The organism is uncultured Psychrosphaera sp. (assembly GCF_947500655.1).
Lineage (GTDB): Bacteria > Pseudomonadota > Gammaproteobacteria > Enterobacterales > Alteromonadaceae > Psychrosphaera.
The window spans coordinates 157,391-182,731 of record NZ_CANMSK010000004.1; the positions used below are offsets into that span (position 1 = coordinate 157,391).

The following is a 25,341-nucleotide window of genomic DNA, read 5'->3' on the forward strand; positions in this document are numbered from 1 at the left end:
AAATAAAAAGTGTATTAAAATTCCATTCTTAGCTTAAATTGCTTTTATTTGAATGGCTATTCGCGGTGATTTTTTTATTGTACTTACTCGCTGCGATTGTTAGCCTATAGGCGAAATCATTCCTAGCAATAAACAAGACAATGTTACTATGTACTGCGGCTGTTAAAATAGTACTTTATTTCATTGTTCCCCTTAAGAGAAATTATGACTAATAAACCCACGTTAGAGCAAGTTGAAGATGTAAAGCTGCTTAAATTTGAATACCTACACCCCAAATATTGGGGAACTTGGTTCCTTGTTAGCTTGTTATTTATATGCAGTTACTTACCTTTTAAATTGCAATGGCAAGTCAGCCGAGCCTTGGCTTTTTTGGTTTTTCATTTAGTCAAAAGCCGTCGTCGTGTTGTTGAGGTTAATGTAGAAATTTGTTTTGGTGAACAAAGTGCTGAAGAAAAAGCCGCTTTAGTCAAAACTATATTCCATGAAAACATGCAAGGTTATTTCGACAGTGCTACGTCATGGTTTCGTGATATCAACAAATTTAAAAGTCGTATTGAAGTCCGCGGCAAAGACATTCTTGAAAGAGAAAACGCTAATGGAACAGGAATATTATTAGCGGGTGCACATTTTAGTACTCTCGATCTCGCCGGAGCATTAACAAGTTTAGTATGTGACTTAAATGTAACTTACCGACCGCTTAAAAATAAATTAATGAATGCCGTAATGATGCGTGGCCGTTATAGCTTTGTTAAAAATGCATACCACAAAAAAAATGTTAAAGGTTTCATCAGTTGTATGCGCCGTGGTGAAATACTCTGGTACGCTCCAGACCAAGATTACGGTAGAAAACACAGTACGTTCTCACCATTTTTTGGAAGAACCGCAGCCACAATTACCGGCTTAACATTTTTAGCTAAAGCAGGAAAAGCAAAAGTTATTCCTTATAGTTATCACCGCAAAGGCTACAGCCAAGAATACATATTAGAGTTTTACGAACCGTTACCTACCACAGGCTCTGAAGAAGAAGATGCAGCAAATTATAACACTTGGTTAGAGTCGGTTATTCGTCAATATCCTGCTCAGTATTTATGGCTTCACAAGCGTTTTAAAACACAACAAAACCCAGAAGATCCTAGCCCGTATTAATTGGCTCAGAGAAGAGAAGAAGAAAAGAGGAAAGAGGAAAGAGGAAAGAGAAAAGAAATAGCTTATTCCAATTATATTAAAGACAAATCAGCGGTCAACATCAGTTGACCGCGACATTATCACTTCCCCCTACTCCAATGAGGTTATAACGCTTCTTTTATGTGATCTCATTTATATAAGTGTTTTTATATAAGCGCATGCGTCCGTAATAAACGCCTTAGAAGGTGTAAAGCAACAAGAACTATCCGTGAGTGAAATTCAGCATAACGCTTTATTTACTACTCAAGCCGTTATTGATAATGAAAAAGCTATGATCACAGGAGCTAAGCACCTTCGAAAACAAAACAAATTTATCATCGAGCAACATGCTATCGATACTGCCATTTTGGCTAAATCATTCCCCTTATCTGAAGAGCAAAAAGAAGCGGTTTATTCCGCCTGTCAAAATAATGCGTTTGATATTATTCAAGGTAGTGCAGGGGCTGGTAAATCAGCATCGATGGACTGCGTTGGCAATGCCTATAAATCTTCAGGATATAAAGTTATAGGCTGTGCCATTGCGAAATCGGCGGCGAATAATTTAGCTGAAGAAGCCGATATTGAAACCTTTACTATTGCTAAGTTATTAAAAGATAGAGCATTGGCTGAGAACTCAATACTCATTGTTGATGAGGCAGGACAGGTAAGCACTAAAGACTTACGCAAAATTATTGACCTTGTTAACAGAAAGAACAGTAAATTAATTTTAGTAGGTGAAGGCAAACAACTTGATGCAATTGAGCATGGTGGTGCATTAAAATATTTATCACAGCCTAAAATATTAGGTACTACAAGGGTTGAAACGATAAAGCGCCAACGCGAAGCATGGGCACGTGAGGTTGTTGCTAATTTTCGTGATGGTAAAGCTGAAAGATCCTTAAAAGTGTTAGATGAAAAAGGTTTGCTAAACTTTGCAGGTGATGCGGAAAAAACTAAAAGTTTGTTAATTGAAAAATGGAATCAATTTCGAATTAATAACCCTAACAAAAAGTCATTAATATTAGCGCAACGTTGGCAAGACATGACACAACTAAATGATAAGGTGCGTTCAATACTGCAAACTGAAGGTAAAATTGACAGCAAGGAGTTATCAATCAAATGTTCCGTTAGTGGTAAAACTTTTAATAATAAGTTTGCCATTGGTGAGCGTATCCGCCTGACAAAAAATGATTATGTTAAAAACTTATCAAATGGAGACTTAGGGAATGTTATTGATATTCAAGCAAAAATTGATGGCAGCTATCTATTTAAAGTTAAATTAGACAACGGTAATAAGGTAACAATTAGTACCCAGGAATATTGTATATGATGATGGTCATTTATATATGACACAAGCTTATGCAATGACAGTTTACTCAAGCCAAGGATTAACTATTGATGGTGATGTATTTTTGTATTATACGAGTGGAATGGATAGGGCTAACACATATGTAGCTTGCTCAAGACATAAAAATTATTGTCATTTATTTATAAATGACAAAGAAATAGGTGATAATCAATCAAGGATAAGTTACTTAAAAGAGCAAATGTCTACTGATAGTTATCCGTCATTAGCTATAGAATATGTAGAAAATAAAAGTAAAAAAAACCGAGAACCTGAAATGGCTATATGATACTTCTTAACTAAATTTAATATAAGTAACAAATAGTTTATTGATTAGATGAACTTATTGGATCATAATACGTCTAACAAAACGTCTAATTTAATGTCTAGTGGAGTGTTAAAAGAAATGTCTACCACCTATCAAAATCCTCCTGTTATATATACAGTTGCAAAACTAAATTATATGGAAGGATTAGGAAATCACGGTGACGATAAGTATGAAGCACTATTGGTAGCACTAAAACCAATGGGGTTTGAATCTTTTTTGAAAAGTGGTGTAAATGCTTATAAATTTCAAACATCAGAGAATCAAAACTTTTCTGTTTCACCTTCAAACATAAATAGAGTTGGTTATTTTAATGCAGATAGAAGTATGTGTTTACTCCTTGATGAAAAAACCATTGAGCTAAGATTAAGTCAATATACTAATCACTCTCATCTTTTAGATACATTTGTAAAGTCAGTTGAAATTTGTAATGAGAATCAAATAGGTACAAGTAATACTGCTAAAGAAATTGAACTGCATTACATTGATTTGTTTTATTTTGAAAATGGCTCTCTAGAAGACATGTTTGCTTCTATTAAATTGCCAAGTTCTCAATTTTATCGTGATGAAGAGTCGGATCTTTTCGAAGCAGGCGCTATTAGCTATACAAGAATATTGAAACCTGGAAACCTTAAGTTAGTGGTAAATGTTGAATGGTTTTCCAATAGAGGAAGAAAAAATCTACCTCTAATCCCAGGTCAAATAGGCGAACCAGACTCTAATTTGGAAATGCCTGTTTTTTCGGATAGATTATTTGGAAGTAAGGAAAGAATAAGCGAATATGCTATTGTCTATTCAAACTCTAGCGCTCTAGTTCAAGAGCCAAAAGAAATTAGAGATGCGTTTGAAACGCTTTATGCGCACAGTAAAACTTCTTTTGACAATATGATCGATGAAGAAGTATGTAACGATATTTGGCTACCTAAATAAAGGAAAATGGTATGGCTGACTTAATGTATTCAGAAGATGGAAAAATATTCGATCCAAATTTCTACACAAAGCCTAGATTTGAAAGATATGAAGATAACTTACCTAGCTATTTACCTGTATCTATAATTGTCGAGGGTAGCAAATACACTTTTCCTGGCATTCATAGTAGTTTAAAACCATTAGAAATCGCGAATGATCCTTTCACTGTAGAAGATTGTGTTAAGAAGTGTATTGAAGTTATGGGTTTAAAAATTCATGAAATCGCTAAGCTAGTATCCGTTTCAAGAGGTTCTTTAGACCTTCATCGTAAAGGCGGAAATATCAAAGATATGCAGCCTTATGAGGAGTTGTTTACGTTCACCTCAGAAATAGAAAGGCTTTACGGAGAAAATATAAAAGTAGGAATGCGCAACATACTTGTTGAAAGAAAGACTCTAGTTCAACATTTATTGGCTAATGTTGGTCAGTTTGATAGCGTGACTCCTTATTTTAATGAAGTAGCGAGTAAACTGAATCTTATCAAAATTGAAAGCGTACCTGTGGATAGGTTTAAATCCAATACTCGTACATCTGGCATTGCCAAAATGGCATAAGAAAAGAATTTATGTCACTCATTGATTATGGTGTTTATCAGGGAAGTGTTATTGGTTTTGCAAGTCAAGATTCTTTTGGTAATCATGATGTCGTAGAATTAAAAAATGTAATCTCGAATGGTCGTTTTGGGCTTTTTGAATCTAAACAAATTAATGTTACAGATCTTTTTGTTGTTTTAACCCAATCGTGCAGTATTAAAGGTAGTAAGCCTAAAAATATTGAACTAGTTCAATTAAAACAAAAGACTATGGATCAATTGCAACAAGAAAAGCAAATCCATAAGTTTGATGGAAAAGATTACGATGAGCTACTTCTACGAGTAGATCAAAATATATTTAGTGCAGATGAAACATTAATAACGAAGATCCCTAAGAAGCTCTTTATAAAAGCTTTCAATGATGGATTAGTAACGGTTAAAAACCGCATTGATGGAAGTGACCACAAAAGACTAATTGATTGGCGTTTGCTTACCTACAGACGAGAACCATTTCCTGATAATTTTAATGCCCCATTCAAGGATTACTTAGGAACCACAGGGGAGTGGTTTTCAAACTTTCTATCTGAATTAAAAGAAGAGATAGACAGTATAAGAGTCTTTATCACGCCAGATGATATTGAAGATGCCGATTTATATACTGTTTCTTTTTGTGCATTACTGACAACGGGCAATGAAGATATTAAATCTAAAGTCGAAAGTAATATGTCTCGATTTATTGAAGAATTAAATCAAATAGAAGGCATTCGTTGTGCACAACACGAAAGTTATGTTGAAACCGAAGGTGAATATATTGAAGGTGTTAACTATGCCTTCACAGCTACTTTTGATGAATTTACATTTGAAAATGCTGCACACATGAGAGAATTCAATTTACAATTTTTATGCTATTGAGTCATTAGTTTGGTTAGTTTTATAGTTAATGCTTCAAAAAGCCAAGTTTTCAGTACTGATTAATGAACTATCACAAAACTTAAATGGTGACAGATTTGGTGGCATATCAATTATTAATGCCCAAAAGATTTATTTAACCATATGAATTTTAATGTTTTTGTATGTATTTTCTATATAAAGATCCAAAACATTGGTTCACTACCAAGGTTTAACACCAACAAGTATTAGTGGGTTTGACTATTTTTTAAACGCAACCTCTCTGTGATATGCCAAATATTCTTGATGTTGTTGATTTAAGTTTACTCCCATGTTTTTGCTTATGCCTAAAACTTGGTAGTCGTCTAAGTAAGGTGAAATGACTACCTTGCCTTTTTCTGTAAATGTTATGTAACCAAAATCGAACGCTTTATCTATATTAGCCAACAATAAAAAACCGTTATTCGGGTCTAGCCTTTCTTTGTCATCAGCGCTTGCCCAAGGCTTGATATGTGAGGCAATTAAAAACTGCATTTTGTTATACCGTGTTAATGCGCAGCCCTGCCAATATTGGATCAATTTATCTCTAAATGCTCCCTGCCCTATTCTGGTATTAACTAAGGTTGATTATTCAGTTGCTGTTGTATTTTCGTCGTTTAAAATCTTATCAATATCATCTTTGACATTTACTTGAGTGACATCAGCTAAAAATGACTGGTAAGACTTAAGCGCAGCACTGTACATACCATTACCTGTAGTGTTTTTAGCTCTAAACTCTTCGATTTGCAAAGCTTTACTCGCTACCACGCTATACTGTGCATACGAGCCTATGGACAAAACGTTGTCTTTGGATATTCCGGCATCATACAACCAGTTTGAAATTGAACCTTTAAGCGCACCAACGTAGTTCTTCACCGTCTTTTCAGACTTACCAATGGATAATGCCCAGCGCTGATATTGAACTTCTAAACTGTCTAAATTGTGAATTAACGCATCCTTTAATGCAGGTCGCATTATTGGACTTTTTAGATAGTCGAACAGCTCCTCATCAAAATACGCAAAATTCACGTAACGACTGATATTTGAGTTACTCGCCGCCTTTAAAGCACTGAACTCCTCTTGATATTCAGGTTTAACATCTAAATGCCAAAACCCACTAGTTTGTAAATGATAAAACGGCAGATATGGTGTGTCTTTATCATTACCTTGCTGTAATTGTTCAAAGTAATAAGTGAATCTACTTTTTAAGCTATCGTTATAAATTACTTTATTCGTTGTAATAAAGCCTTGCTCAATCGGTTCGATGACAGCTAACAATAAACATACTTTATGTGGCTTTGCATGCCCACTGGATTTATCCGGTTTTAGAGCTTGAAACTTATTGATATAAAACTGAACTGTCATATTAGGACTTCCATTTAAAGACTAATGTTTTCCAAGTAACGACTGAGCGATCCAGTGCGTCAGCCGAGCTTTCATTTAGGATAACATCAAGATTAAGGCTATTTGCTTGCGCTATGAGATCAGTTTCATTAATTTCATGCGCTATACGGCCATCTGAAAACTCACCAATTCTAAGCGTGATAACTATTAAGCCACCATGTGAAACTAGTTTACTTAACGTATTCAGAGCGTCACTTTGCTCTTCTGCATTCATATGCATCCAAACCGCACTGAGTAGGATTAAATCAAAACTGACTTCTTGTTTGCTGACTTTTGATAAAGCAGGTAATGAATCATTGATCCATTTTACGTTTAAAGCGTCCGTGGTATTTTGTCCGATAGCAGTCAATTCTTGTGCTGGCTCAACGGCAAATATTTAAATTTTATTATTTGTTTGGTGAGTGTTAACGGCTAATTCTGCAAGGTATTTAACGTCGCGGCCTGAGCCTGCACCTAAGTCTAAAATACGAGCGTTGGGGTTATTTATTATTGATGGTAAAAGCTGCGACCAACTTTGATGCACCTGTTCAAACGTTTTTGAAAGGTATTGTTCGGCTAACTTATTAGCGTTGTCGTTGTAAAACTGCGGAGTCTTCAAAAGCTTCAAATCCATTGAGTGCTTTTACTTTTTATTTCATATAGATAAAGTGCCTAAAGCCTTTGCTTATGTCAATCAAAAGTTGGTTGTTGTTAGTAATACCAACCTTGTCTTTTTATATTCCGTTAATAACTTTGGCCGTTAACATGTATTAGCCATGGCTAACTACGAAGTGGAGCGGGATACATCACACATACATCTAAAATTACCGTGTATAATGAGATTAACACCCCGCTATAAAACTCAAACACTAAACTTAAATGTTTGTGTTAATAATGGCTGTACTTCTACTTTTTGTGGTGTGTTTTCTCTGTTAAAACTTTGTTTTGGATCCATGAGTACAAATCCCCAAAATTGTAAAAAACGGTCTATAAAGCGTGTTTTAATCAAAAGACTAAGTAATTGTTCTCCGGTAAAATAACCATAAGATGGTAACTCAGACAATAAATCTGGAAATGCGATACTTACATCTTTAAGCAATTGATTAACACAAGCGTGTTTTTGTAAACGCCAAAGCATAAATACCCAGAAGGTTTTTAAGTCGATATCTTGATCCCAACCATCAAAATATCCCCAATTGTATTTGCTGGTTGCGGCTTCCAACATTGGTTTGAAAAAAGCTTGAACACCTTCTTTTTGATATGTTTTTTGTACTGATTTTTTAATATGGTAACTGCCACTTCGACGATAAATTAATCCCGCTATTTCTGCTAAAATTCGTGTGTAATGTAAAGCATCAAACTTATCTTCATTTATTCCGGCGTAGTGGCTAATACTTTCTGGGGTATTAAATTTAGCAACGGCAAATTGGGGTAATAAGGCATTTGCTTGTTTGACTATTTTTACAGGCAAGTTACCTGTTTTTGTTGATTTAAATGAACCATCACTTTGCATCGCTTCATTTAATATAACCTCCAAATAACAAATCACAGGGCAGCTTGATAAGTCATCTGGTGTATTGATGGTAATGTCAGTCAATTCATTGAACGGTGCATATAACCAATTGAACATTTGTGTGGGAGAAAGACCACAAAAAGCCGCATCGGGCTTGTTATTGCGCTCATCCATTTTATGCTCTATCGCAATATTTAACTCATCTTCCGTTAGATTTGGGTTCATGGCTAAGATGTTAGAAAAATCATCAAGCGCTTCTGCTTGTTTTTTTGAGACGTTATCCATACAGCAGCGTTTAAATTTTTTACCGCTACCACATGAGCAAGGATCATTTCGCCCTAGTTTCATATTAAATTGCCCTTCTTTTAAAAAATAGATTAAACATTAAAAGCGTCTTGTTTCATGATTTTAACATTCGCATCCGTAACTAGGAATCTATTCAGTCAACTTCTAAATAATTAGCGCTTCTTAGTTTCATTGAAACCATCCATAACCACCAATCAGAATAGAACTTGAATACTTAACATTTACTTTGCACACAAAGTTATTGACAGTTACAAACCTCTTTGTTAAATTACTTTGCATGCAAACTATAATCACACAGGAAAAACACAATGACACAATATGCTGACAGTATTTTTGTAATCGCTATTATTATCACAACGGTTGTTATTCAAGCTTTGGTTGCGGCTAGAGCCCATAGAAAGCAAGAGCATTATATTCCGGGTGTGGTTGCTGCTGAGTTGGATCATCATTCTTTTGTATTTCGTACTAATCGTACATTTATGAATTCTTTGGAAAATGTGCCGTTGTTTGTGGTTACGGCTTTGTTGGCGATGTTTGCCGGAGTTGATGCTAATACACTTTATGTTGTGACAACTGTATTTGCGACGGCGCGTATTGTTCATATGGCGCTGTTTTATAAAATTGCTACTAATGAAAATCCTAGCCCACGTAGTTACTTTTATTTAATTGGGTTAATCACTCAAATGGTTTTATTAGGCTTGATCTTTGCCGCTTAAGATTAGCGGTTTAAGGCTTTTTATAACTTAGCTTTTATAACTAGCTTTCTGGATTGGCTTTGCGGCTTAGCTTTAAAAATTAGCTTTGCCGCTATTTATCCTGTGCTGGGTTTTTAACTGGTGTTTTCTCATTGAAAGAGGTTGGCATTAAATCCACACCTATCATTTTTCCAACTTTTAAAAGAATAGGAATGGTGATTGGCGCTAACGGCAATAAAGCAAAAACACCTAATCCACAGCCTTTTAGCAGGTCGAAAAACTGCGTATGGGCAATTTTCATTTCAGCTTTGTTGGCTGTACGTTTGGTAAACTTTTTATAGATGCTCAGCATCTCAATGGTTTCTTGTTTTTCCTGTGCTAAGGCTTGTTTAAAGCTCTGCATTTTCTTTTTAAAAGAATACTTCCTTTTACGGCTTATTAACTTTTTCATGCATCACTCTTTTTTATTAGGGGCTGTTTACCTTTCATTTTACTCTACGACTCTGGGAACAAATTTCGCGCTTATTTGAAAACCACCAGGGGCAAGTACTTTACTGATAACAGATAAGCGTGGGTCTGTATTGCCTTTTTCAATATCTCGTAATGTTTTGTCCGATATTTTTATGAATTTGGCGTATTGAGTTTGGGTCATACCGTACAGTTCTGTTCTTATTGTTTTGACGACTTCACCAATTGTGATCTCGTTATTAGCGAGGTCACTTTCTAACTTAGCTACAACTTCTCTTCTGTGTTCTCTAGTAAAGTGCTCTGTAGTTAAGTTATGTCCTTTTGATTTAGCTCTAAGCATTATGAACCCTCATCTCTACTAATTTATTTTTTATATTGTGAAAACCAATTGCTGGGAAATTTAAAATTTCTTCAGGGCAATTAAGGGTTACGGCATTCCAGTAGTTTATTACCGTTATTGGTATTAAAATAACACTATAACGGTAGACTTCTACCGAATTTTAATAAAAACAAGATAAAAACGGAGTTAAACTACCGATTATAATACACGAAGTACTTTTAATCGGTAACAGTCTACCGAGTGAATGGTTTTCCAACTAAAGTTTGAAGATTATACAAGCTTGGTCATTCGTGCTTTAACCATCACTGCTTTAATCGTCTCTGCTTTAATCGTCAGAGCTTGCGTGTCCTGCCCAAACGTCTGCTGCATTTATTGGTGATTTGTTTTTATGCTTTCTCTTACCTGTGCCTTCTGGTTTTGCCATTCCTACGCCTTGTGTTTTTTCTGCGTCTAACACGGCTTGGTCCGGAATGTCGGTAACTGGGAAGCCTTCTACTAATTCACGTTCTAGGCGAATTTTGTTTTTCTTTTCTATTATTTTGAAGTGATGGAAGTCTTCGTGATCAATCAAGGATAACGCTAAGCCAACTTCTCCGGCACGGCCACTTCTGCCGATGCGGTGCATGTAGTCTGACGGGCTTCTTGGTAAGTCAAAGTTGATCACGACGGGTAATTTGTCTATGTCTAATCCGCGTGCTGCAATGTCTGTGGCGATTAACACTTGGATTTCGCCTGCTTTAAATGCGTCAAGTACACGAGTACGCGCGCCTTGGCCTTTGTCGCCGTGGAATACTTCTGCGGTTATGCCACGTTTAAGTAATTTGCTTGCTAAGTGTGTACAGCTTTTTTTGGCATTCACAAATATCAAGGCTTGTTGCCATTGATGTTGATTAATTAAATGCGCTAATACGGCGGTTTTCTCGCCTTTGTTAACGGTAAATACACGTTGTACTAAGGTACTGGCATCTTCACTTTGTAGTTGTATTTCAACCGCTTGGTTCAACAAGGTTTTAGTTAAATTTTGTACTTGTTCTGGGAAGGTGGCTGAGAACAACAGCGTTTGTTTTTTCTTTGGTGTTAAGTCCAACAACTTTGTTAACTCTTCAGTAAAACCAAGGCTTAACATGCGGTCGGCTTCATCTAGAATTAAGGTGTTAACTAAGTCTAGTTTAATAGCGTTGCTTGAGATTAAATCTAAAAGTCGTCCTGGTGTTGCGACTAAAATGTCGGTGCCGCCACGCAGTGCTAACATTTGCGTATTAACGGACACACCACCAAACACAGCAACCGTTTTAATTTCACCGTTAAAGTGTTGAGCATAAGATTTAATACTGTCTGCAACTTGTTTGGCTAACTCACGAGTTGGTACCAAAATAAGACTAGAAACATAATTGCCGGATTTTATGTTTGTTTTGTTGGAGCCGAGCTTTTTTTTATGAATGCTCTGCAGAAGCGGTAATGCAAACGTGGCTGTTTTACCTGACCCTGTATTTGCCCCTGCAATTAAGTCACGCCCTGCTAATATCGTTGGAATTGCTTGTGCTTGAATTGGGGTTGGTTGCTGATAACCCAATTCAGTTAGGCGGTCTAACAGAGGTGTTATTAAACCAAGTTCTTTGAAGTTGGTTGCAGTTGGAGTAGAGGTCATTTTATAAAGGGCTCAAGGCTAAAACAATAATCTGCGATTTTAGCCTATTTATGGGCAGTAAGTTAGTATACAAAGCAGAATCCATAAAAAACTTGTTTGAAAGCGGTTAAAAAAGCCAGTTAGAAATAAGTTTAAGAGAGAAATTACAATATAATGCCTGCAAACCCTACAATCAAAAACACTTCTGAATTTACATCTTTAATTAGGCACTCGCTCAAAGATGATAGTGTTGATATTCAACATACGTTGCAAGAGCTATGGAGTGGGTATGGCAGTATTGTACGTTGTTACAGTAGAAGCAAAGATCAGAGTTATATTGTTAAGCATATTCAAACTTCAACGCCTCTCACTGAACACCCTAGAGGTTGGAATAGCGATAACAGCCACCAGCGAAAAATAAAATCTTACCAAGTAGAAACTCACTTTTACCGTGACTATGCCGCTTTCTGTAATAAAGAGTGTAGCCAAGAGAATAATCAAAAGAGCAGCCAAGAACATAAACAAAACAGCAAAGTCCCGACCTTATATGAAGTCATAGAATTAGCTGACGGTTACTTGTTAGTGATGGAAGACTTACATGCAAGTGGTTTTAGCCTAATCGCAGATAAAAACGATTGGCAAAAGCTTAAAATAGCCATAACTTGGTTAGCCAGTTTTCATAGTAAATTTATGTTTAACAAATTTATGTTGAATAATGCTGACAATTTATGGGCACAAGGTGGTTATTGGCACTTGGACACTCGGCAAGATGAATTGGCTGCGATGCCAGAGTCCAATTTAAAACAACATGCTGCATTGCTAGATAAACGTTTGAAAGAAGCGAAATATCAAACCTTAATACATGGTGACGCAAAGTTTGAAAACTTGTGTTTTCATGCCGATGGCAACTCTGTTGCTGCGGTGGATTTTCAATACGTAGGCCGTGGTGTTGGCGTTGTTGATTTAGCCTATTTAGCAGGTAGCGCACTTGACCAGTCTGGCCTTGAAGAGTTTGGTGAGCTTATACTGCCCTTTTATTTAAACGCGTTAAAACAAGCGTTAGCTGATACTCATTCCATTATAGATTTTGCGGAACTAAGCAAAGAGTACCAAGATTTATATCCTGTAGCATGGGCTGACTTTTATCGGTTTTTGTTAGGTTGGAACCCAAAAAGCTGGAAGGTAAATGATTATATAAAGCAGATGACTGAAAAAGTATTGTCGAGTTTATAAATGCTATTAAAAAATACGATTAACGGTTATTAAACCGTTAATAATATTTTGTTTTCGTTATAAACATTATCCAATTGTTTGCTAATTAGCTTAATGGTACTTGTTTTTACATTTAGCGTTTGAGCAACATTAGCAAAGTTATTTATTGCATCCACAACTTCTTGAATAACCAACTGGGCTTCTTTCCAATTAGAAAAATTAGCGTGCGCTGCTAGTTTTTTCATAACCTGTAAACTTGGTGTTTTACCGAATCCTGAAAACGCAGTTGAATGTTCATTAAATGGTGTTGGGCTGTAGGTAATGTCGTAAAATGGGGCTAACTGCCATTTGCCAATATCATCTTGTAAAAACGCCCAGTTCTTACTGTGATCATCTTGATTTAACCCAAACAAGTTAAAGATCATACGACGAAACATAGCTTGTCCTGCTGCAGGACTTTTACATAATAAGCTGCTGGCCTTTATTAAATCTTCATAATCTAAACTTGGCATTCTAAAGTCTGCATCCAACAAGCCACATGCACTATGTAAATGCAGTCGACCTTCGGTTCCGGCTCGGTTTTTAATAGTATCGAAACGTTTTACCGCTAACCATTTTTCAGCGCCTGACTTTTCTGGCGCATCCAATAATTTCCATTGTGGTACATCAATTCCCGCAGTTTTGGCTAACTGTAAATATGCCGCTTCACAAATACCTTCTTCATGCCCTAAAGAAAGCTGAGAAGAGGTGAATTTAACTAAATACGCTTGATTGTTTTCACTTGAACTTGTACTGCAGTAATTATCGTCGCTGTCATTTAAATACAGTTGAGCTTTGGGTCTTGCGCCACCAGAGCTTCCGGCATTAACCAATGCTTGTAATACGTCTGAGGTTTGTCCATCAAAAATAGCTTGGGCTTGGATACCTAACTCAGCAATTGAAATTTGATCAGTGTCACTTTGCTGTTTTAATTCGGAAGTTGGTGAAAAAGATAACGCGCCCATTGCACCATTACCGACAAACGAAAGTCTATCCATTGCAGTTATTTGCGACGGTAAAATATCAGCTTGTCTGAATATTCTATCCATCAACAACAATCCCCAACCATCCGGCAAGGAATCAGAAAATGCACCATGTAAACCATTATGAGGAGCAGTAGGTGCTAATTGAAGTGACGCGTCAAAGTTAAGATTAAATGGCGATAAATTATTAAAATTGGTTAAGTAATTATCATCGTACTGAAAATATACGCCTTGTTTATTTTGCGCTAACTCACCAACAAAAACGGAAGTACCATCTGACAATCTACGTTCAACGTCTAATTTTTTTACCTGTAGATAACTCATCCTTTAAGTACCTCTTCAATGGACATTGGTTTGTCGGTTTTAATAGATGAAACTTCTGTTAATGATTGTAACCGTTGTAAATCATCAACACTTTGCCATAACAATAAAAATTGCCTAAACGATATTTGACCTGTGGTTTCAAATTTTTTAATTGTTGATGACGGCACTGTGCTTATTTCAGCCAATCTATCTCTAGATAACTTCTGGGCTTTTCTTTGTGCGATTAACCATTCTTGCAGTGATGTTTGAACATCCGTAGCTGAAAATAGAGACATCTTATTCATAATAAAACCATAGTAGACACGACTGTATCTATTTTAGCACTTAAATTGATAATTTGGATACTATTATATCTTTTATTATTAGGTGAATTTAAACAAAGTAGCGATAGTAAAATTCAGCATTATAAAAACATTACCTTTATAACCTAAGGTGATAATAAACATCATGTATGGTTATTCTCCGCTTGGTTTTTTCTTGTTATGCTGCAAGCACTGGGTGTTAATGAAAGCACTTTATAAAAACTTGTAATTAAAAGAGAGAACTATGACTCATTCATCATTTAATCCGCCACGTCGTACCTTAATGGGTCCTGGACCTTCAGATATTTCTCCGCAAGTATTAGCAGCTTTATCTAAACCAACTATCGGCCATTTAGATCCTTTATTTATTGGCATGATGGATGAGTTAAAGTCATTAATGCAGTATGCATTTCAAACCAAAAATGAAATTACGTTGGCGGTTTCCGCGCCGGGTTCTGCTGGTATGGAAACTTGTTTTGTTAATTTGGTTGAACCAGGTGAGACCGTTATCGTTTGTATTAATGGTGTATTTGGTATGCGCATGAAAGAAAATGTTGAGCGTTTAGGCGCGACTGCAGTTGTGGTTGATGGTGAATGGGGACGAGCAGTTGACCCAGTTCAACTTGAAACTTGTTTAAAAGCACATCCTGAAGCCAAATTTGTTGCCTTTGTTCATGCAGAAACGTCAACGGGTGCATTGTCAGATGCAAAAACATTATGTGCTATCGCCAAGCAACACGATTGTTTAACCATTGTTGATGCAGTTACCTCTTTAGGTGGTGTTGAATTACGCGTGGACGACTGGCAAATTGATGCAATTTATTCTGGCAGCCAAAAGTGTTTGTCTTGCGTTCCTGGACTTTCTCCGGTGAGTTTTAGTCCTGCTGCAGTAGCAAAAATAAAGTCGAGAAAAACCAAAGTGCAAAGTTGGTTTTTAGACCAAACATTAGTGATGGATTACTGGGCCGACAATGCTGGCGGTAAACGTAGTTATCACCATACAGCGCCTGTTAACTCCTTGTATGCTTTGCATGAGTCTTTATTAAACCTTTATAATGAAGGTCTTGAAAATGCATGGAAACGTCACGCAGAGCAACATAAAGTACTTGCCGCAGGTTTAGCTGAATTAGGAATTAAATTTATTGTGCCTGAGTCTGAACGTTTACCGCAATTAAATGCAGTGTATATTCCTGAAGGTGTCGATGACGTAAAAGTAAGAAACTATTTACTGAATGAGTTTAACTTGGAAATTGGCGCAGGTCTTGGCGCATTTGCAGGCAAAGCATGGCGAATTGGTTTAATGGGCTACAGCGCTAAAAGTGAAAACGTATTATTGTGTTTAGCAGCTTTAAAGCAGGCTTTAAAACAATAATTTTACAAGAAGGTATAATAAATATATAAGCCGTTAAAAAGGCACAGTTTAAGTTTGTTTGCTTCTATTACAGGTTCTGTTACAGATTCTGTGCCTTTTATTTAGTAAAGTTGATTTACTGTCTCTGTTACAGGAGAAAGAGCTTATACCAATTGTATTAATGAATTCATTAGTTCAATTGGTATTACTAATCAGGAGCTCCAGAATCCAACTTATCTCCTTGCTGAATTTGTGAAACCAGTTTTAACAGCTCATCCATTTTAATCGGTTTGGAAATGTGGGCATCCATACCTGCGCTTAACGACTCGTTAATATCTGATGCATACGCATTTGCGGTTAAAGCGACGATAGGTAAAGTGCCTTTAAAACGCTCTCTTATAATACGTGTGGCTTCTAATCCATCCATCTCTGGCATGTTAACGTCCATGAGTATAAGGTCATATTGATTATCAAGCTTTTGCGCAGAGACTTTCTCAACAGCCTCAGCACCGTTAACAACCCATTCAACTTTGTGGCCAATCCGCTCAAGCATGTTAATAGCAATTTGCGCATTAATGTTATTGTCTTCAGCTAATAATATTCTCAACTCTGTTACCGAGTTAAATTGACTGATATTTTCATCTAGTAATAAATTGATTTTTTTATTAAAAACTTCAGGCGTAATAGGTTTTTCTAGAATTGGTACCTGACCTAGGCTTTGCCTATCTGACAATGAAATCCCTTCTGGCGCTGCAGTAACAACCAAAAATTTACAGTGTTTATTTTGGTTTTTATATTTTTCAATCAAGGTAACGCCATCTACATCTGGCATTTGATAGTCTGCTATTAACAAAGCAACAGAGCCAATATTAGGAATATCTTGCAGGAACGCAGCGGCAGATCCATAAGTAAGACAAGGCAAGCCCATTTTTTCCACTAATGATTTTAAGTATATTCGGCTATTTTCCAAGTCATCAACAACCACAACTAAACCGCCTTCTGTCAAACCACATGTTTGACTTTCTTTTACATCTTCTAGTTTTTTGTCTGACTTTTCTAATATTACAAAAAACTGAAAACATGAACCTTTGCTTAACTCACTTGTGACTTTAATTTCGCCTTGCATCATTTCAACTAAGTCACGAGTGATATTCAGCCCTAAACCGGTTCCACCAAATTTCCGAGTGGTGGAACTATCCGCCTGTGTAAATTTATTGAATATATCAGCTAACTTATTAGGCGCTACGCCTATACCCGAGTCGGTAACCGAGATGCTTAGCTTTATGCTTGAATCATTAAGCTCCTCTAACTGAATATTTACATCAATTGAGCCTTGCTCTGTAAATTTAAGCGCATTAGATAGTAAATTATTAATAACTTGGGTTAGTCGAGTTGAGTCGCCTTTTAAATATGCCGGAAATTGTTTGGGGTTAATAACATTTAACTGAATTGACTTTCTCTGGCAAAGCACAATAAATGGCGCCAAGCATTGCTCCAACACTTGAGGTAGTGAAAAGTCTGTACGCTCCAAGTGCATTTTTTTGGCTTCTATTTTAGCAAGGTCGAGTACTTCATTTATTAGTTTTAATAAATGCTTTGACGACGCAATAGCTTGTATTAAAAAGCTGTCTCGTTTGGCGGTGTTATTCTCGCTCCTAGCAAGTTCCTGCATTCCCATGATGCCATTTAACGGTGTTCTTAACTCATGACTCATATTGGCTAAAAATTCAGACTTAGCAATATTAGCCTGTTCAGCAGCGTCTTTGGCTTCCTCTAAATCTTCAACGTTACGCATTACTTGGCGCTCAAGTGGTTTGAATATAAAAAATAATTCCACCAGCAAAATAAATAAGGTTGTGAGGAAGATAGCAGTCTCAATGCTCGACATATTATCGACTCTCAATTTGGCACCATGTTCTAATTCCAGCACAACTTGATTTATGTCTCTTAATAATAAATCCGTCTTATCATCATTATAATTCCACGCTAACGGCTGAAGTGACTGGCTTTCTGCTTGGGTAATTAACGTTTGCGCTTCTCTTACATAATTAGTAATTCGGGATTTAAGCAATTGTGGTTCTGTGTATAAAATATCAGTGATCTCGGCAGGAATTAGGCCGCTTGAATTCTGCCCTCTTAATAAAGCTTCTAATGTTTCTTGGTTAGCTTCAAACTTGTTTACTGCAGCTTGTAATTTTTTAATCTGTGGAGTTAACGATGAAGTTGGCTTGTGTAGGCGATCAGCTTGAACTATTTGGTTGGCGTGCAAACTTATCTTTTGCGATAACATTCTCTGCATGCCTGCAATATTGATAATTGCAGCGTCATCTTGTTGGTTTTTTAATACTGAAGATATCATAAAAAATGACGTAGTGATGAGTATCGCAATTAACGAAAGCGCAAGACTATAGCGGAACCTAATTTTCCTTCTTAATTTATTATTTAACGCCAAACTCATACGGTTTATACCTTTATTGATTGTTACTACATAGCTCATTGATAATAGCTTATTGGCAAACTAGCTGAAAGCTTAATAGGTTTTAATCAATACATAGACAAATAATTTAAGCTTAGCTGTGGGTTCTCAAATAAGTAACAATATATTCTTTGTTACAAACTAGGCTGCACCTACCATTAGGTCAACTCTTACTCTTCAATTTTATGACAATAAAAAAACGGCAAGCGATTTACAATCAAACTTACCGTTTTAATTAACAGGTATTACTTACTTCACAAACTTAAGCGTCATACGGTCACTTTCACCAATAGCTAAATATTTAGCTTGGTCTTCTTCACCTAGCGCTAAACTTGGAGGTAATGTCCAAACACCTTTTGGATGTTGCGCTGTGTCTTTTGCATTAGCGTTAACTTCGCTTGATGCCACCAATGTAAAGCCAGCTTTTTCAGCGGCAGCTATAACATAAGATTGTTTCATGTAACCAGAACGTTTGTTTTCAACTTGGTCTAAACTTTCAGGCATACGGTGCTCAACCACACCTAACACGCCACCTTTTTTAAGAGCTTTATAAAAACCAGTAAATGCAGTTTCTACCCCTTCATCTCCGTCAGCCATGTACCAATTGTGTACATTTCTAAACGTTAGAACAAAATCAGCACTTTCTGCTGGAGCGATATCTAATGCTTTTGTTTGGTGAAATTCAGTTATTGTTGCGCCTTTGAATAAAGGATCTGTTGCTACTTTTTCAACAAAGCTATTTAAGCTGCGCTGATAATATCCAGGTGCACCTTCATAAGGATGAAAGTGAGCAGCAATATACTTTCCGTCTTTTTGAACTAACGGATTAATAACCTTGGTATACCAACCACCGCCTGGCAAAATTTCTACAACGGTAGAGTCAGGTTTTACGCCAAAAAACTCTAATGTTTGTTTTGGGTGACGGTATTGATCACGAGCTGCGCTTTCGCCACGAGCTTTATCCGCTAGTACAGTGTCGATAGCTGAAACACTTTCAGTTTCGGCACTACAAGCAGACAATAAAGTTACACTTCCCAATAATACAGCACTAGAAATTGAAGCCACTTTTATATTTGTTCTTATCTTGCTAACAATATTCATGTTCTATCCTTTGTAATTTTAGTTTTATATCTAACGAGATAGCTCCAGTGTAATGACTAGAGAGATTCAAGCAATATATTTAAACTTATTTTTATGGTTAACCGTAGTATTGTGCTTTATCTTATTAATAATTATAAATTTTATTACTAAGTGACCGTTTAAATAGGCTGTAGCGGTTAAAAATATATCTGCTATTATAAATTTTCGCTGTGGCCTAAGTACTTTACTTTTTAAGTATATTTTTTTCGGGACACTGTAAAGCTATAAACTAGACTCTTATTGGTTTAACTATCAAGATATGACTACAAATTTTTTGCCTACCAACAATAGTTTCATAATCTCTTGTGAAGAATGTGGGTTAGTTGTGTCTGTTTCTAAGCTAGAAGAGGGACAAAAAGCACATTGTCCTAGATGTGACCATACATTGACAAAAAAGATAGGTCACCCCAAACAGAAAACTCTCGCCTATGCGCTAACTTGTTTAATAATGCTATTTCTTAGCCTATCTTTTCCTTTTATGTCATTTTCTTTCCAAGGTTTAACTCAAGAGATCACCCTACTCAATGCCGTAAACATGCTAGAGCAATACCAAAACTCATTACTTGCATTATTACTATTAACCACGGTTATTATTTTACCTACCATATACATGAGTTTGGTACTTTATCTGTATGTGGCTGCTTCTAAAAAGCAAACAGGCTCTAAGCGCATTATATTTCTTTGCAAACTCTTATTTAAGATAAAGCCTTGGTTAATGGTGGATGTATTTCTTCTTGGTGTATTAGTAAGCCTGATAAAAATATCCTCACTTGCCGATGTTAGCTTAGGACCTTCATTTTTTACATTTTGTCTCTATGCCGTCTTAGTGGTTAAGTGTGTTTCGTTGGTAGACAGAAGTTGGTTGTGGGAACAATTTATACCGATTCAGCAATTCAAAAAAAAATACCAAGGTGAAACCCAGCATGCTAATGACCACTTAAGTTGCCATGTCTGTCACCAAATAAATCCTATTTCAGAGGAAACTATTCCTATATGTATTCGTTGTCATAGCAGTTTGCGTTATTTTGATATGAATAAAAATTTGCAACAAGTTTGGGCGTTATTGCTCACGGCTATTATTTTTTATATTCCAGCTAATGTTTACCCTATTATGTATACCGTAAGCCTTGGGAGTACTGAACCGTCTACTATTATTGAAGGTGTTATTCTATTATGGCAATTAGGTTCTTACCCTATTGCCACAGTAATATTCATTGCCAGTGTGTTTATTCCATTAGTAAAAATATTGGCACTTTGCTGGCTATTGATCACAGCAAAAAAAGTGCGTAATTTACCTGACAAAAATGCCATTCAGAAATTAAAAGTGTATAGGGTAACTGAGTTTATTGGTCGCTGGTCTATGATAGATGTTTTTGTTGTCGCAATATTAGTAGCACTAATTCAGCTAAAAAGTTTGATGGCTATTTACCCAGGCCCTGGCGCTCTATCATTTGCCATTGTGGTCATATTTACAATGCTGGCTGCAATGAGATTTGACTCTAGAATGCTTTGGCGTGATCCCAAATATACATGAATAACACCAAATACATTTCCAAATGATAACAGTGGATAAATAAATGATGAGTAACAATACTCAAGCAAAGATCAAAGATAAAAAACAAATATCAGCTATCTGGATTGTACCTATGGTGGCATTTGCTATTGGTATGTGGATGCTATTTCAATTTATTAGCTCTAAGGGAGCTGAAGTCACTATTACTATGCCAACAGCCGAGGGAATAAGTATTGGTAAAACTGAAATAAAATCATTAAATGTAAAAGTAGGTGTAGTTACCGATATTACATTAAGCGAAAATTATGATTATATTGAGGTCAAAGCCATGATGAATAAAGGCACCGAACGAATGCTCAACGACCAGACTCAATTCTGGGTGGTTAAGCCACGTATTGGCAGTGGTGGTGCGTCTGGTTTAGATACAATTTTGTCTGGGTCTTATATTCAGATACTGCCAGGTAACTCTACTACCAAGCAATTAAATTTTACGGCTCTTGAACTTCCTCCAGTAACTTCCCTGAGTACAAAAGGGACGCGCGTTATATTAAGCCATAAAGAAGCTGGCAAGCTAAGTGTAGGCGACCCCGTTACATATCAAGGGTTTACAGTAGGTCGTGTAGAAAAGACATCTTTTAATTTAGAAGAAAAACAAGCTCAATATCAACTATTTATATTTGAGCCTTACAACGACTTACTTCTTTCAGGTTCCCAGTTTTGGCTAACGTCGGGTATTGATGTCAAACTTAATGCCGATGGTTTTAATATTAAACTGGATTCGTTAGAAAGCATTCTTTCCGGTGGTGTTACTTTTGGAGTGCCTGATGGAGAATTGGCAGGCCAACCAATTAAAGATGGGCTAGTGCAACTTTCACTGTTTGACAGTTACGAACAAGTACAAGAGGGATTATACAAACAGAATGTTGAATTTGTTATGGAATTCAATGAATCTATCCGTGGCTTAAGCTCTGGCGCACCGGTAGAGTACCGAGGAATACGCATTGGTACCGTATTACAAGCACCTTACAATCTGACCTTTTCTAACAATGATACAACGGGCACTAAAATTCAGGTGCTGATCAAAATAGAGCCTGACAGGTTTTTTGATAAAAATAGCGGTATTTATTCAACAACACTTGAAAATGCATCTGAGCAACATTTTAAAAATGGTTTAAAAGGACAACTAAAAAATGGCAACTTGTTAACTGGTGCATTATTTATTGATACTGAGTTTGGAGAGCCAGACCCCAACTACCAACTAACTCAGACCGATGGCTATAATATATTTCCAACCCGAAAAGGCGAGCTAACAATTCTTCAAGAACAAGCATCTTTATTAATTGAAAAATTCAACGCGCTGCCGTTAAATGACGCTGTTGATTCCATGACACAGTCTATGGATTCTTTAAATAAAACACTTGTATCCGCAGACAAGGCCTTTAAAAATGTGAATAAGCTTTTGTCTTTAGATGCAACTCAAAATATCCCTCAGGAAATGCAAGAGAGTATGCAGAAACTGCAAGAGACGTTAGAGGGCTTTAATCCAGATTCCACTGTATACAACGATTTAGAGCAAGCTTTAGAAAAGTTTGAGCAGATAATGTTAGAGTTACAACCTATTCTAAAACAAGTAAATGACAAACCTAATTCACTTGTTTTTGGTAACGATCAAGTGGATGACCCTACTCCAGCTAAGAGAGAAAACTAATGAAAAAGTGGTTAATTGTACTCGTCATTTTTATCGCAGGCTGTAGTAGTCAAACACAACAAAGGTCTCTGTTTTTATTACCCAAAAAAGTAGCGCCACTTACTGCCTCTCAAGATGCACCAACTTTGATACTAACAAGTAATTTGGCAGAATATTTAGATCAAGCGGGGCTTGTTTATAGAACATCAGAAACCGAGGTTGTATTAGCGAAACACAATCGTTGGGCACATAAAATTTCAGCTCAAATCACTCATCACATGATGATGAATTTACGAGCAAAACAAACGGCTTACTGGCCAGAGAAACCTAATTCTGCTTTGAAATCAAAGGAACAAGTCCAGTTGCAATTAAACTTCACTAAATTTAATGGGGCGTTTACTGGCGAAGCTGAATTAAGTGGTGAATGGCGACTTATTAATCCACAAGGAATATTAATCAAAAGTGAATACTTTGAATTAAAAACACCACTAAAAAAAGAAGGCTATGAAGAGCTGGTACTTTCACTTTCCGATGGGTTAGACCAATTAGCTACGCTTATTGCTAAGCAAATTAGTCAGGGTCAGCCATAAAGCAATACAAAAACCTGTTGAACTAGTTAACGATTACTCGTTAACTAGCTGCTCAAATCTATAATTGCCTTTACCTTTAGTAAGCGTAGAGACCAAATAAGGTAACACAGTTTCCATCTCAGCTTTTAATGTCCAAGGTGGATTAATTACTATCATGCCTGAACCTGTCATGCCGTGCTCTTCAGTATCTTCACTAACATTCAGTTCAAATAATTGAATATTTTTAACACCGCTTTTTATTAAGTCGTGTTCCATTTGATTAATGCGGTAACGATCCACCACTGGATACCAGATCATGTAAACACCGCCAGCGAAACGTTTGTACATTGTCTCTATGTATTCCACTACTCGTTGATAATCGTCTTTCATCTCATAAGGTGGGTCAATGATCACAACACCGCGTTTACTTGGCGGTGGTAGTAAGCCAACACTTTCGCTAAAGCCGTCACCTTTTATAGCTTTACGATAACGGTTGGTTCTCACGAACTGTCTTAGCAATTCAAAATCCGCTGGGTGTAATTCGTGAAAAAAGGTTTTACCTTCAAGTGGAATGGCATCCAAAGCAAACCAAGGTGAGCCGGGGTAAACTTCTAACTCGGTACACTCGCTTTCCACATTAAAACGTCTTACCGCATCAACATAGTTTTTAACCGACTCTGGCATTTTGTCCGTTGGCGCATTCCACAGTTTATTAATACCGGTTTCATACTCTTTATTTTTTGCCGCAAAGTCATCCGACAATTTATATGCACCAGCACCTGCGTGTGTGTCGACAATGCTAAAGCCTTTGTCTTTTTGAGACATATAGGACAATACATATTGATAGATTAAATGTTTAAGAACGTCGGCGTGATTGCCGGCATGAAAACCGTGACGATAACTGAGCATGAGTGCTGCCTGTATATTTATAAAAAGATAACAAATGTAATTAACCAAAGTTTATCGAATAGTCAGCATTATAAACAGCGCTTTATCTGCTTATTGTTAGAAGATCGGTATTGGATGAGTTAGAATTCGCCATTATTCAAATTTATTAAGATTTAAACGGTCTTGTGGGAGTGTTGTGTGGCTTGGGTTCAAATTCGTTTCGCGGTTAATTCGGAATATGTAGAAGACATTAGTGACTTATTAGTCGAAGTGGGTAGTCAATCCGTTACCTTTACCGCCAATGATAAAGATGAAGCGATATTTGAGTTATTCCCTGGTGACATTAAATACTGGCAAACGTCTACAGTTGTGGGCTTATTTGATGCCGCCACTGAGATGCAACATATCGTCGACATATTAAAAGACCAAGACATGTTTAAAGGCCAATTTAATTGCAAAATTGAACAAGTGGAAGATAAAGACTGGGAACGTGAATGGATGGAAAATTTCCACCCAATCAAATTTGGCCAGCGCTTATGGGTTTGTCCTAGCTGGTTACCAATTCCAGAGCCTGACGCTTGTAACGTGATATTAGATCCCGGTTTAGCTTTTGGTACTGGCACACACGCAACCACCGCGCTTTGTATGGAATGGCTGGAAAAAATGGACTTAACGGGAAAAACCGTTTTAGACTTTGGCTGTGGAAGCGGCATATTAGCCATTGCTGCGCTTAAGCTTGGTGCTAAGCGTGCCATTGGTATCGACATAGATCCAAAAGCGATCACTGCAAGCCAAGAAAATGCCGAGCGTAATAATGTAGCAGATAAGATTGAATGGTATTTACCAGAAGATGCACCTGAATTTGAAACCGATGTGATTTTAGCCAACATTCTTGCAGGGCCTTTAAAAGAACTAAAAGAAATAATCTGCGGATATGGTCACACAGGAACTGAATTAGCACTATCTGGAATTTTAGCCGAACAAGGCGATGATGTGTTAAATGCCTATAAAAATTTAGCCGATATGAATCCAGCTACTCAACAAGATGAATGGGTAAGATTGGATGGTGTCATTCGATAAATAAGTTAAAGGTCAGTTTTCTAAATCAATGGATTTAGGAAAGCGCTTACATAAAAATGGGTAATTTAAATTCACTTACATTAAAACTCGTAGTTATGGAACCTCAATTAATGACCTAATTGAGGTTTTTTTTAAATATATTTTTCGAGTTCACTAAACTCATTTTCAACTAAAATTCAAGTT

At 36.6% G+C, this 25,341-nt stretch carries 26 protein-coding genes; 13 read left to right on the forward strand and 13 right to left on the reverse strand.

What is annotated here, in order from left to right; translation table 11 throughout:
• Window positions 1-204 precede the first annotated feature (204 nt).
• The 6 genes from Q0940_RS05455 (at window position 205) to Q0940_RS05480 (ending at window position 5,247) form a co-directional block, all read left to right on the forward strand.
• Entirely contained in the window at window positions 205-1,146 is a 942-nt protein-coding gene (locus Q0940_RS05455; protein WP_299265213.1) for a hypothetical protein, read from the forward strand.
• Between the two features lie 310 nt (window positions 1,147-1,456).
• Window positions 1,457-2,494: an AAA family ATPase gene (locus Q0940_RS05460; RefSeq protein ID WP_299265216.1), complete on the forward strand. Its 1,038-nt coding sequence runs from the start codon at window positions 1,457-1,459 to the stop codon at window positions 2,492-2,494.
• A 16-nt stretch (window positions 2,495-2,510) separates the two neighbouring features.
• Window positions 2,511-2,798: a hypothetical protein gene (locus Q0940_RS05465; protein WP_299265219.1), complete on the forward strand. Its 288-nt coding sequence runs from the start codon at window positions 2,511-2,513 to the stop codon at window positions 2,796-2,798.
• A 117-nt stretch (window positions 2,799-2,915) separates the two neighbouring features.
• On the forward strand, window positions 2,916-3,764 hold the full coding sequence (locus tag Q0940_RS05470; protein WP_299265222.1) for a hypothetical protein: 849 nt from the start codon (window positions 2,916-2,918) through the stop codon (window positions 3,762-3,764).
• 11 nt (window positions 3,765-3,775) lie between these two features.
• Window positions 3,776-4,357 (forward strand): hypothetical protein, encoded by a 582-nt coding sequence (locus Q0940_RS05475; protein ID WP_299265225.1) that lies wholly within the window; start codon window positions 3,776-3,778, stop codon window positions 4,355-4,357.
• An 11-nt stretch (window positions 4,358-4,368) separates the two neighbouring features.
• Window positions 4,369-5,247 carry a hypothetical protein gene (locus Q0940_RS05480; protein ID WP_299265228.1) on the forward strand — a complete coding sequence of 293 codons (879 nt, stop codon included), beginning with the start codon at window positions 4,369-4,371 and terminating at the stop codon, window positions 5,245-5,247.
• 237 nt (window positions 5,248-5,484) lie between these two features.
• Here Q0940_RS05480 and Q0940_RS05485 read toward each other — a convergent pair whose 3' ends face one another.
• The 5 genes from Q0940_RS05485 to Q0940_RS05505 form a co-directional block, all read right to left on the reverse strand.
• On the reverse strand, window positions 5,485-5,802 hold the full coding sequence (locus Q0940_RS05485) for an HNH endonuclease signature motif containing protein (RefSeq protein WP_299265231.1): 318 nt from the start codon (window positions 5,800-5,802) through the stop codon (window positions 5,485-5,487).
• 48 nt (window positions 5,803-5,850) lie between these two features.
• Window positions 5,851-6,627, reverse strand: a complete 777-nt coding sequence (locus tag Q0940_RS05490; protein ID WP_299265234.1) for a hypothetical protein — start codon at window positions 6,625-6,627, stop codon at window positions 5,851-5,853.
• Between the two features lies 1 nt (window position 6,628).
• A complete protein-coding gene (locus Q0940_RS05495; RefSeq protein ID WP_299265236.1) occupies window positions 6,629-7,015 on the reverse strand; it encodes a hypothetical protein in 387 nt (128 codons plus the stop codon).
• A 27-nt stretch (window positions 7,016-7,042) separates the two neighbouring features.
• A complete protein-coding gene (locus tag Q0940_RS05500) occupies window positions 7,043-7,279 on the reverse strand; it encodes a hypothetical protein (protein WP_299265239.1) in 237 nt (78 codons plus the stop codon).
• 228 nt (window positions 7,280-7,507) lie between these two features.
• Window positions 7,508-8,506, reverse strand: a complete 999-nt coding sequence (locus Q0940_RS05505) for an SEC-C metal-binding domain-containing protein (protein ID WP_299265242.1) — start codon at window positions 8,504-8,506, stop codon at window positions 7,508-7,510.
• Between the two features lie 266 nt (window positions 8,507-8,772).
• Between Q0940_RS05505 and Q0940_RS05510 the strand changes: the two genes are divergently transcribed.
• The gene (locus Q0940_RS05510; protein ID WP_299265244.1) at window positions 8,773-9,180 is read left to right on the forward strand and encodes an MAPEG family protein; all 408 of its coding nucleotides are present in this window, start codon (window positions 8,773-8,775) and stop codon (window positions 9,178-9,180) included.
• A 91-nt stretch (window positions 9,181-9,271) separates the two neighbouring features.
• On the opposite strand, the gene Q0940_RS05515 is transcribed toward Q0940_RS05510, so the two are convergent.
• The 3 genes from Q0940_RS05515 to Q0940_RS05525 form a co-directional block, all read right to left on the reverse strand.
• A complete protein-coding gene (locus Q0940_RS05515) occupies window positions 9,272-9,610 on the reverse strand; it encodes a hypothetical protein (protein WP_299265247.1) in 339 nt (112 codons plus the stop codon).
• A gap of 39 nt (window positions 9,611-9,649) precedes the next feature.
• Complete coding sequence (locus tag Q0940_RS05520) at window positions 9,650-9,967, reverse strand: helix-turn-helix transcriptional regulator (RefSeq protein WP_299265250.1); 318 nt, start codon at window positions 9,965-9,967, stop codon at window positions 9,650-9,652.
• A 325-nt stretch (window positions 9,968-10,292) separates the two neighbouring features.
• Window positions 10,293-11,615 carry a DEAD/DEAH box helicase gene (locus Q0940_RS05525; protein WP_299265253.1) on the reverse strand — a complete coding sequence of 441 codons (1,323 nt, stop codon included), beginning with the start codon at window positions 11,613-11,615 and terminating at the stop codon, window positions 10,293-10,295.
• Window positions 11,616-11,768: 153 nt separating this feature from the next.
• Between Q0940_RS05525 and Q0940_RS05530 the strand changes: the two genes are divergently transcribed.
• Complete coding sequence (locus tag Q0940_RS05530) at window positions 11,769-12,827, forward strand: phosphotransferase (protein WP_299265256.1); 1,059 nt, start codon at window positions 11,769-11,771, stop codon at window positions 12,825-12,827.
• A gap of 29 nt (window positions 12,828-12,856) precedes the next feature.
• Here the strand turns inward: Q0940_RS05530 and Q0940_RS05535 are convergent, their stop codons facing one another.
• Window positions 12,857-14,152 (reverse strand): type II toxin-antitoxin system HipA family toxin, encoded by a 1,296-nt coding sequence (locus tag Q0940_RS05535; RefSeq protein ID WP_299265261.1) that lies wholly within the window; start codon window positions 14,150-14,152, stop codon window positions 12,857-12,859.
• A complete protein-coding gene (locus Q0940_RS05540) occupies window positions 14,149-14,427 on the reverse strand; it encodes a transcriptional regulator (protein WP_299265472.1) in 279 nt (92 codons plus the stop codon). The genes Q0940_RS05535 and Q0940_RS05540 overlap by 4 nt, the downstream gene beginning before the upstream one ends.
• Before the next feature lie 271 nt (window positions 14,428-14,698).
• Here Q0940_RS05540 and Q0940_RS05545 point away from each other — a divergent pair, with 271 nt between their 5' ends.
• Window positions 14,699-15,826, forward strand: a complete 1,128-nt coding sequence (locus Q0940_RS05545) for an alanine--glyoxylate aminotransferase family protein (RefSeq protein ID WP_299265264.1) — start codon at window positions 14,699-14,701, stop codon at window positions 15,824-15,826.
• A gap of 187 nt (window positions 15,827-16,013) precedes the next feature.
• On the opposite strand, the gene Q0940_RS05550 is transcribed toward Q0940_RS05545, so the two are convergent.
• Together Q0940_RS05550 and Q0940_RS05555 are read right to left on the reverse strand one after the other, a co-directional pair.
• Window positions 16,014-18,302, reverse strand: coding sequence for a response regulator (locus tag Q0940_RS05550; protein ID WP_299265267.1), 2,289 nt, complete (start codon window positions 18,300-18,302; stop codon window positions 16,014-16,016).
• A gap of 228 nt (window positions 18,303-18,530) precedes the next feature.
• Complete coding sequence (locus Q0940_RS05555) at window positions 18,531-19,382, reverse strand: methyltransferase (protein ID WP_299265270.1); 852 nt, start codon at window positions 19,380-19,382, stop codon at window positions 18,531-18,533.
• A gap of 298 nt (window positions 19,383-19,680) precedes the next feature.
• On the opposite strand from Q0940_RS05555, the gene Q0940_RS05560 reads away from it, so the two are divergent.
• The 3 genes from Q0940_RS05560 to Q0940_RS05570 are packed head-to-tail and all read left to right on the forward strand — an operon-like array spanning window position 19,681 to window position 23,211.
• Complete coding sequence (locus Q0940_RS05560; RefSeq protein WP_299265275.1) at window positions 19,681-20,955, forward strand: paraquat-inducible protein A; 1,275 nt, start codon at window positions 19,681-19,683, stop codon at window positions 20,953-20,955.
• Window positions 20,956-20,998: 43 nt separating this feature from the next.
• Window positions 20,999-22,642: an intermembrane transport protein PqiB gene (pqiB, locus tag Q0940_RS05565; RefSeq protein ID WP_299265277.1), complete on the forward strand. Its 1,644-nt coding sequence runs from the start codon at window positions 20,999-21,001 to the stop codon at window positions 22,640-22,642.
• The gene (locus Q0940_RS05570; RefSeq protein WP_299265280.1) at window positions 22,642-23,211 is read left to right on the forward strand and encodes an ABC-type transport auxiliary lipoprotein family protein; all 570 of its coding nucleotides are present in this window, start codon (window positions 22,642-22,644) and stop codon (window positions 23,209-23,211) included. The genes pqiB and Q0940_RS05570 overlap by 1 nt, the downstream gene beginning before the upstream one ends.
• 33 nt (window positions 23,212-23,244) lie before the next feature.
• Here the strand turns inward: Q0940_RS05570 and rlmJ are convergent, their stop codons facing one another.
• Window positions 23,245-24,099 carry a 23S rRNA (adenine(2030)-N(6))-methyltransferase RlmJ gene (gene rlmJ / locus Q0940_RS05575; protein ID WP_299265283.1) on the reverse strand — a complete coding sequence of 285 codons (855 nt, stop codon included), beginning with the start codon at window positions 24,097-24,099 and terminating at the stop codon, window positions 23,245-23,247.
• Between the two features lie 177 nt (window positions 24,100-24,276).
• Between rlmJ and prmA the strand changes: the two genes are divergently transcribed.
• On the forward strand, window positions 24,277-25,158 hold the full coding sequence (prmA, locus tag Q0940_RS05580; protein WP_299265285.1) for a 50S ribosomal protein L11 methyltransferase: 882 nt from the start codon (window positions 24,277-24,279) through the stop codon (window positions 25,156-25,158).
• Window positions 25,159-25,341: the final 183 nt, after the last annotated feature.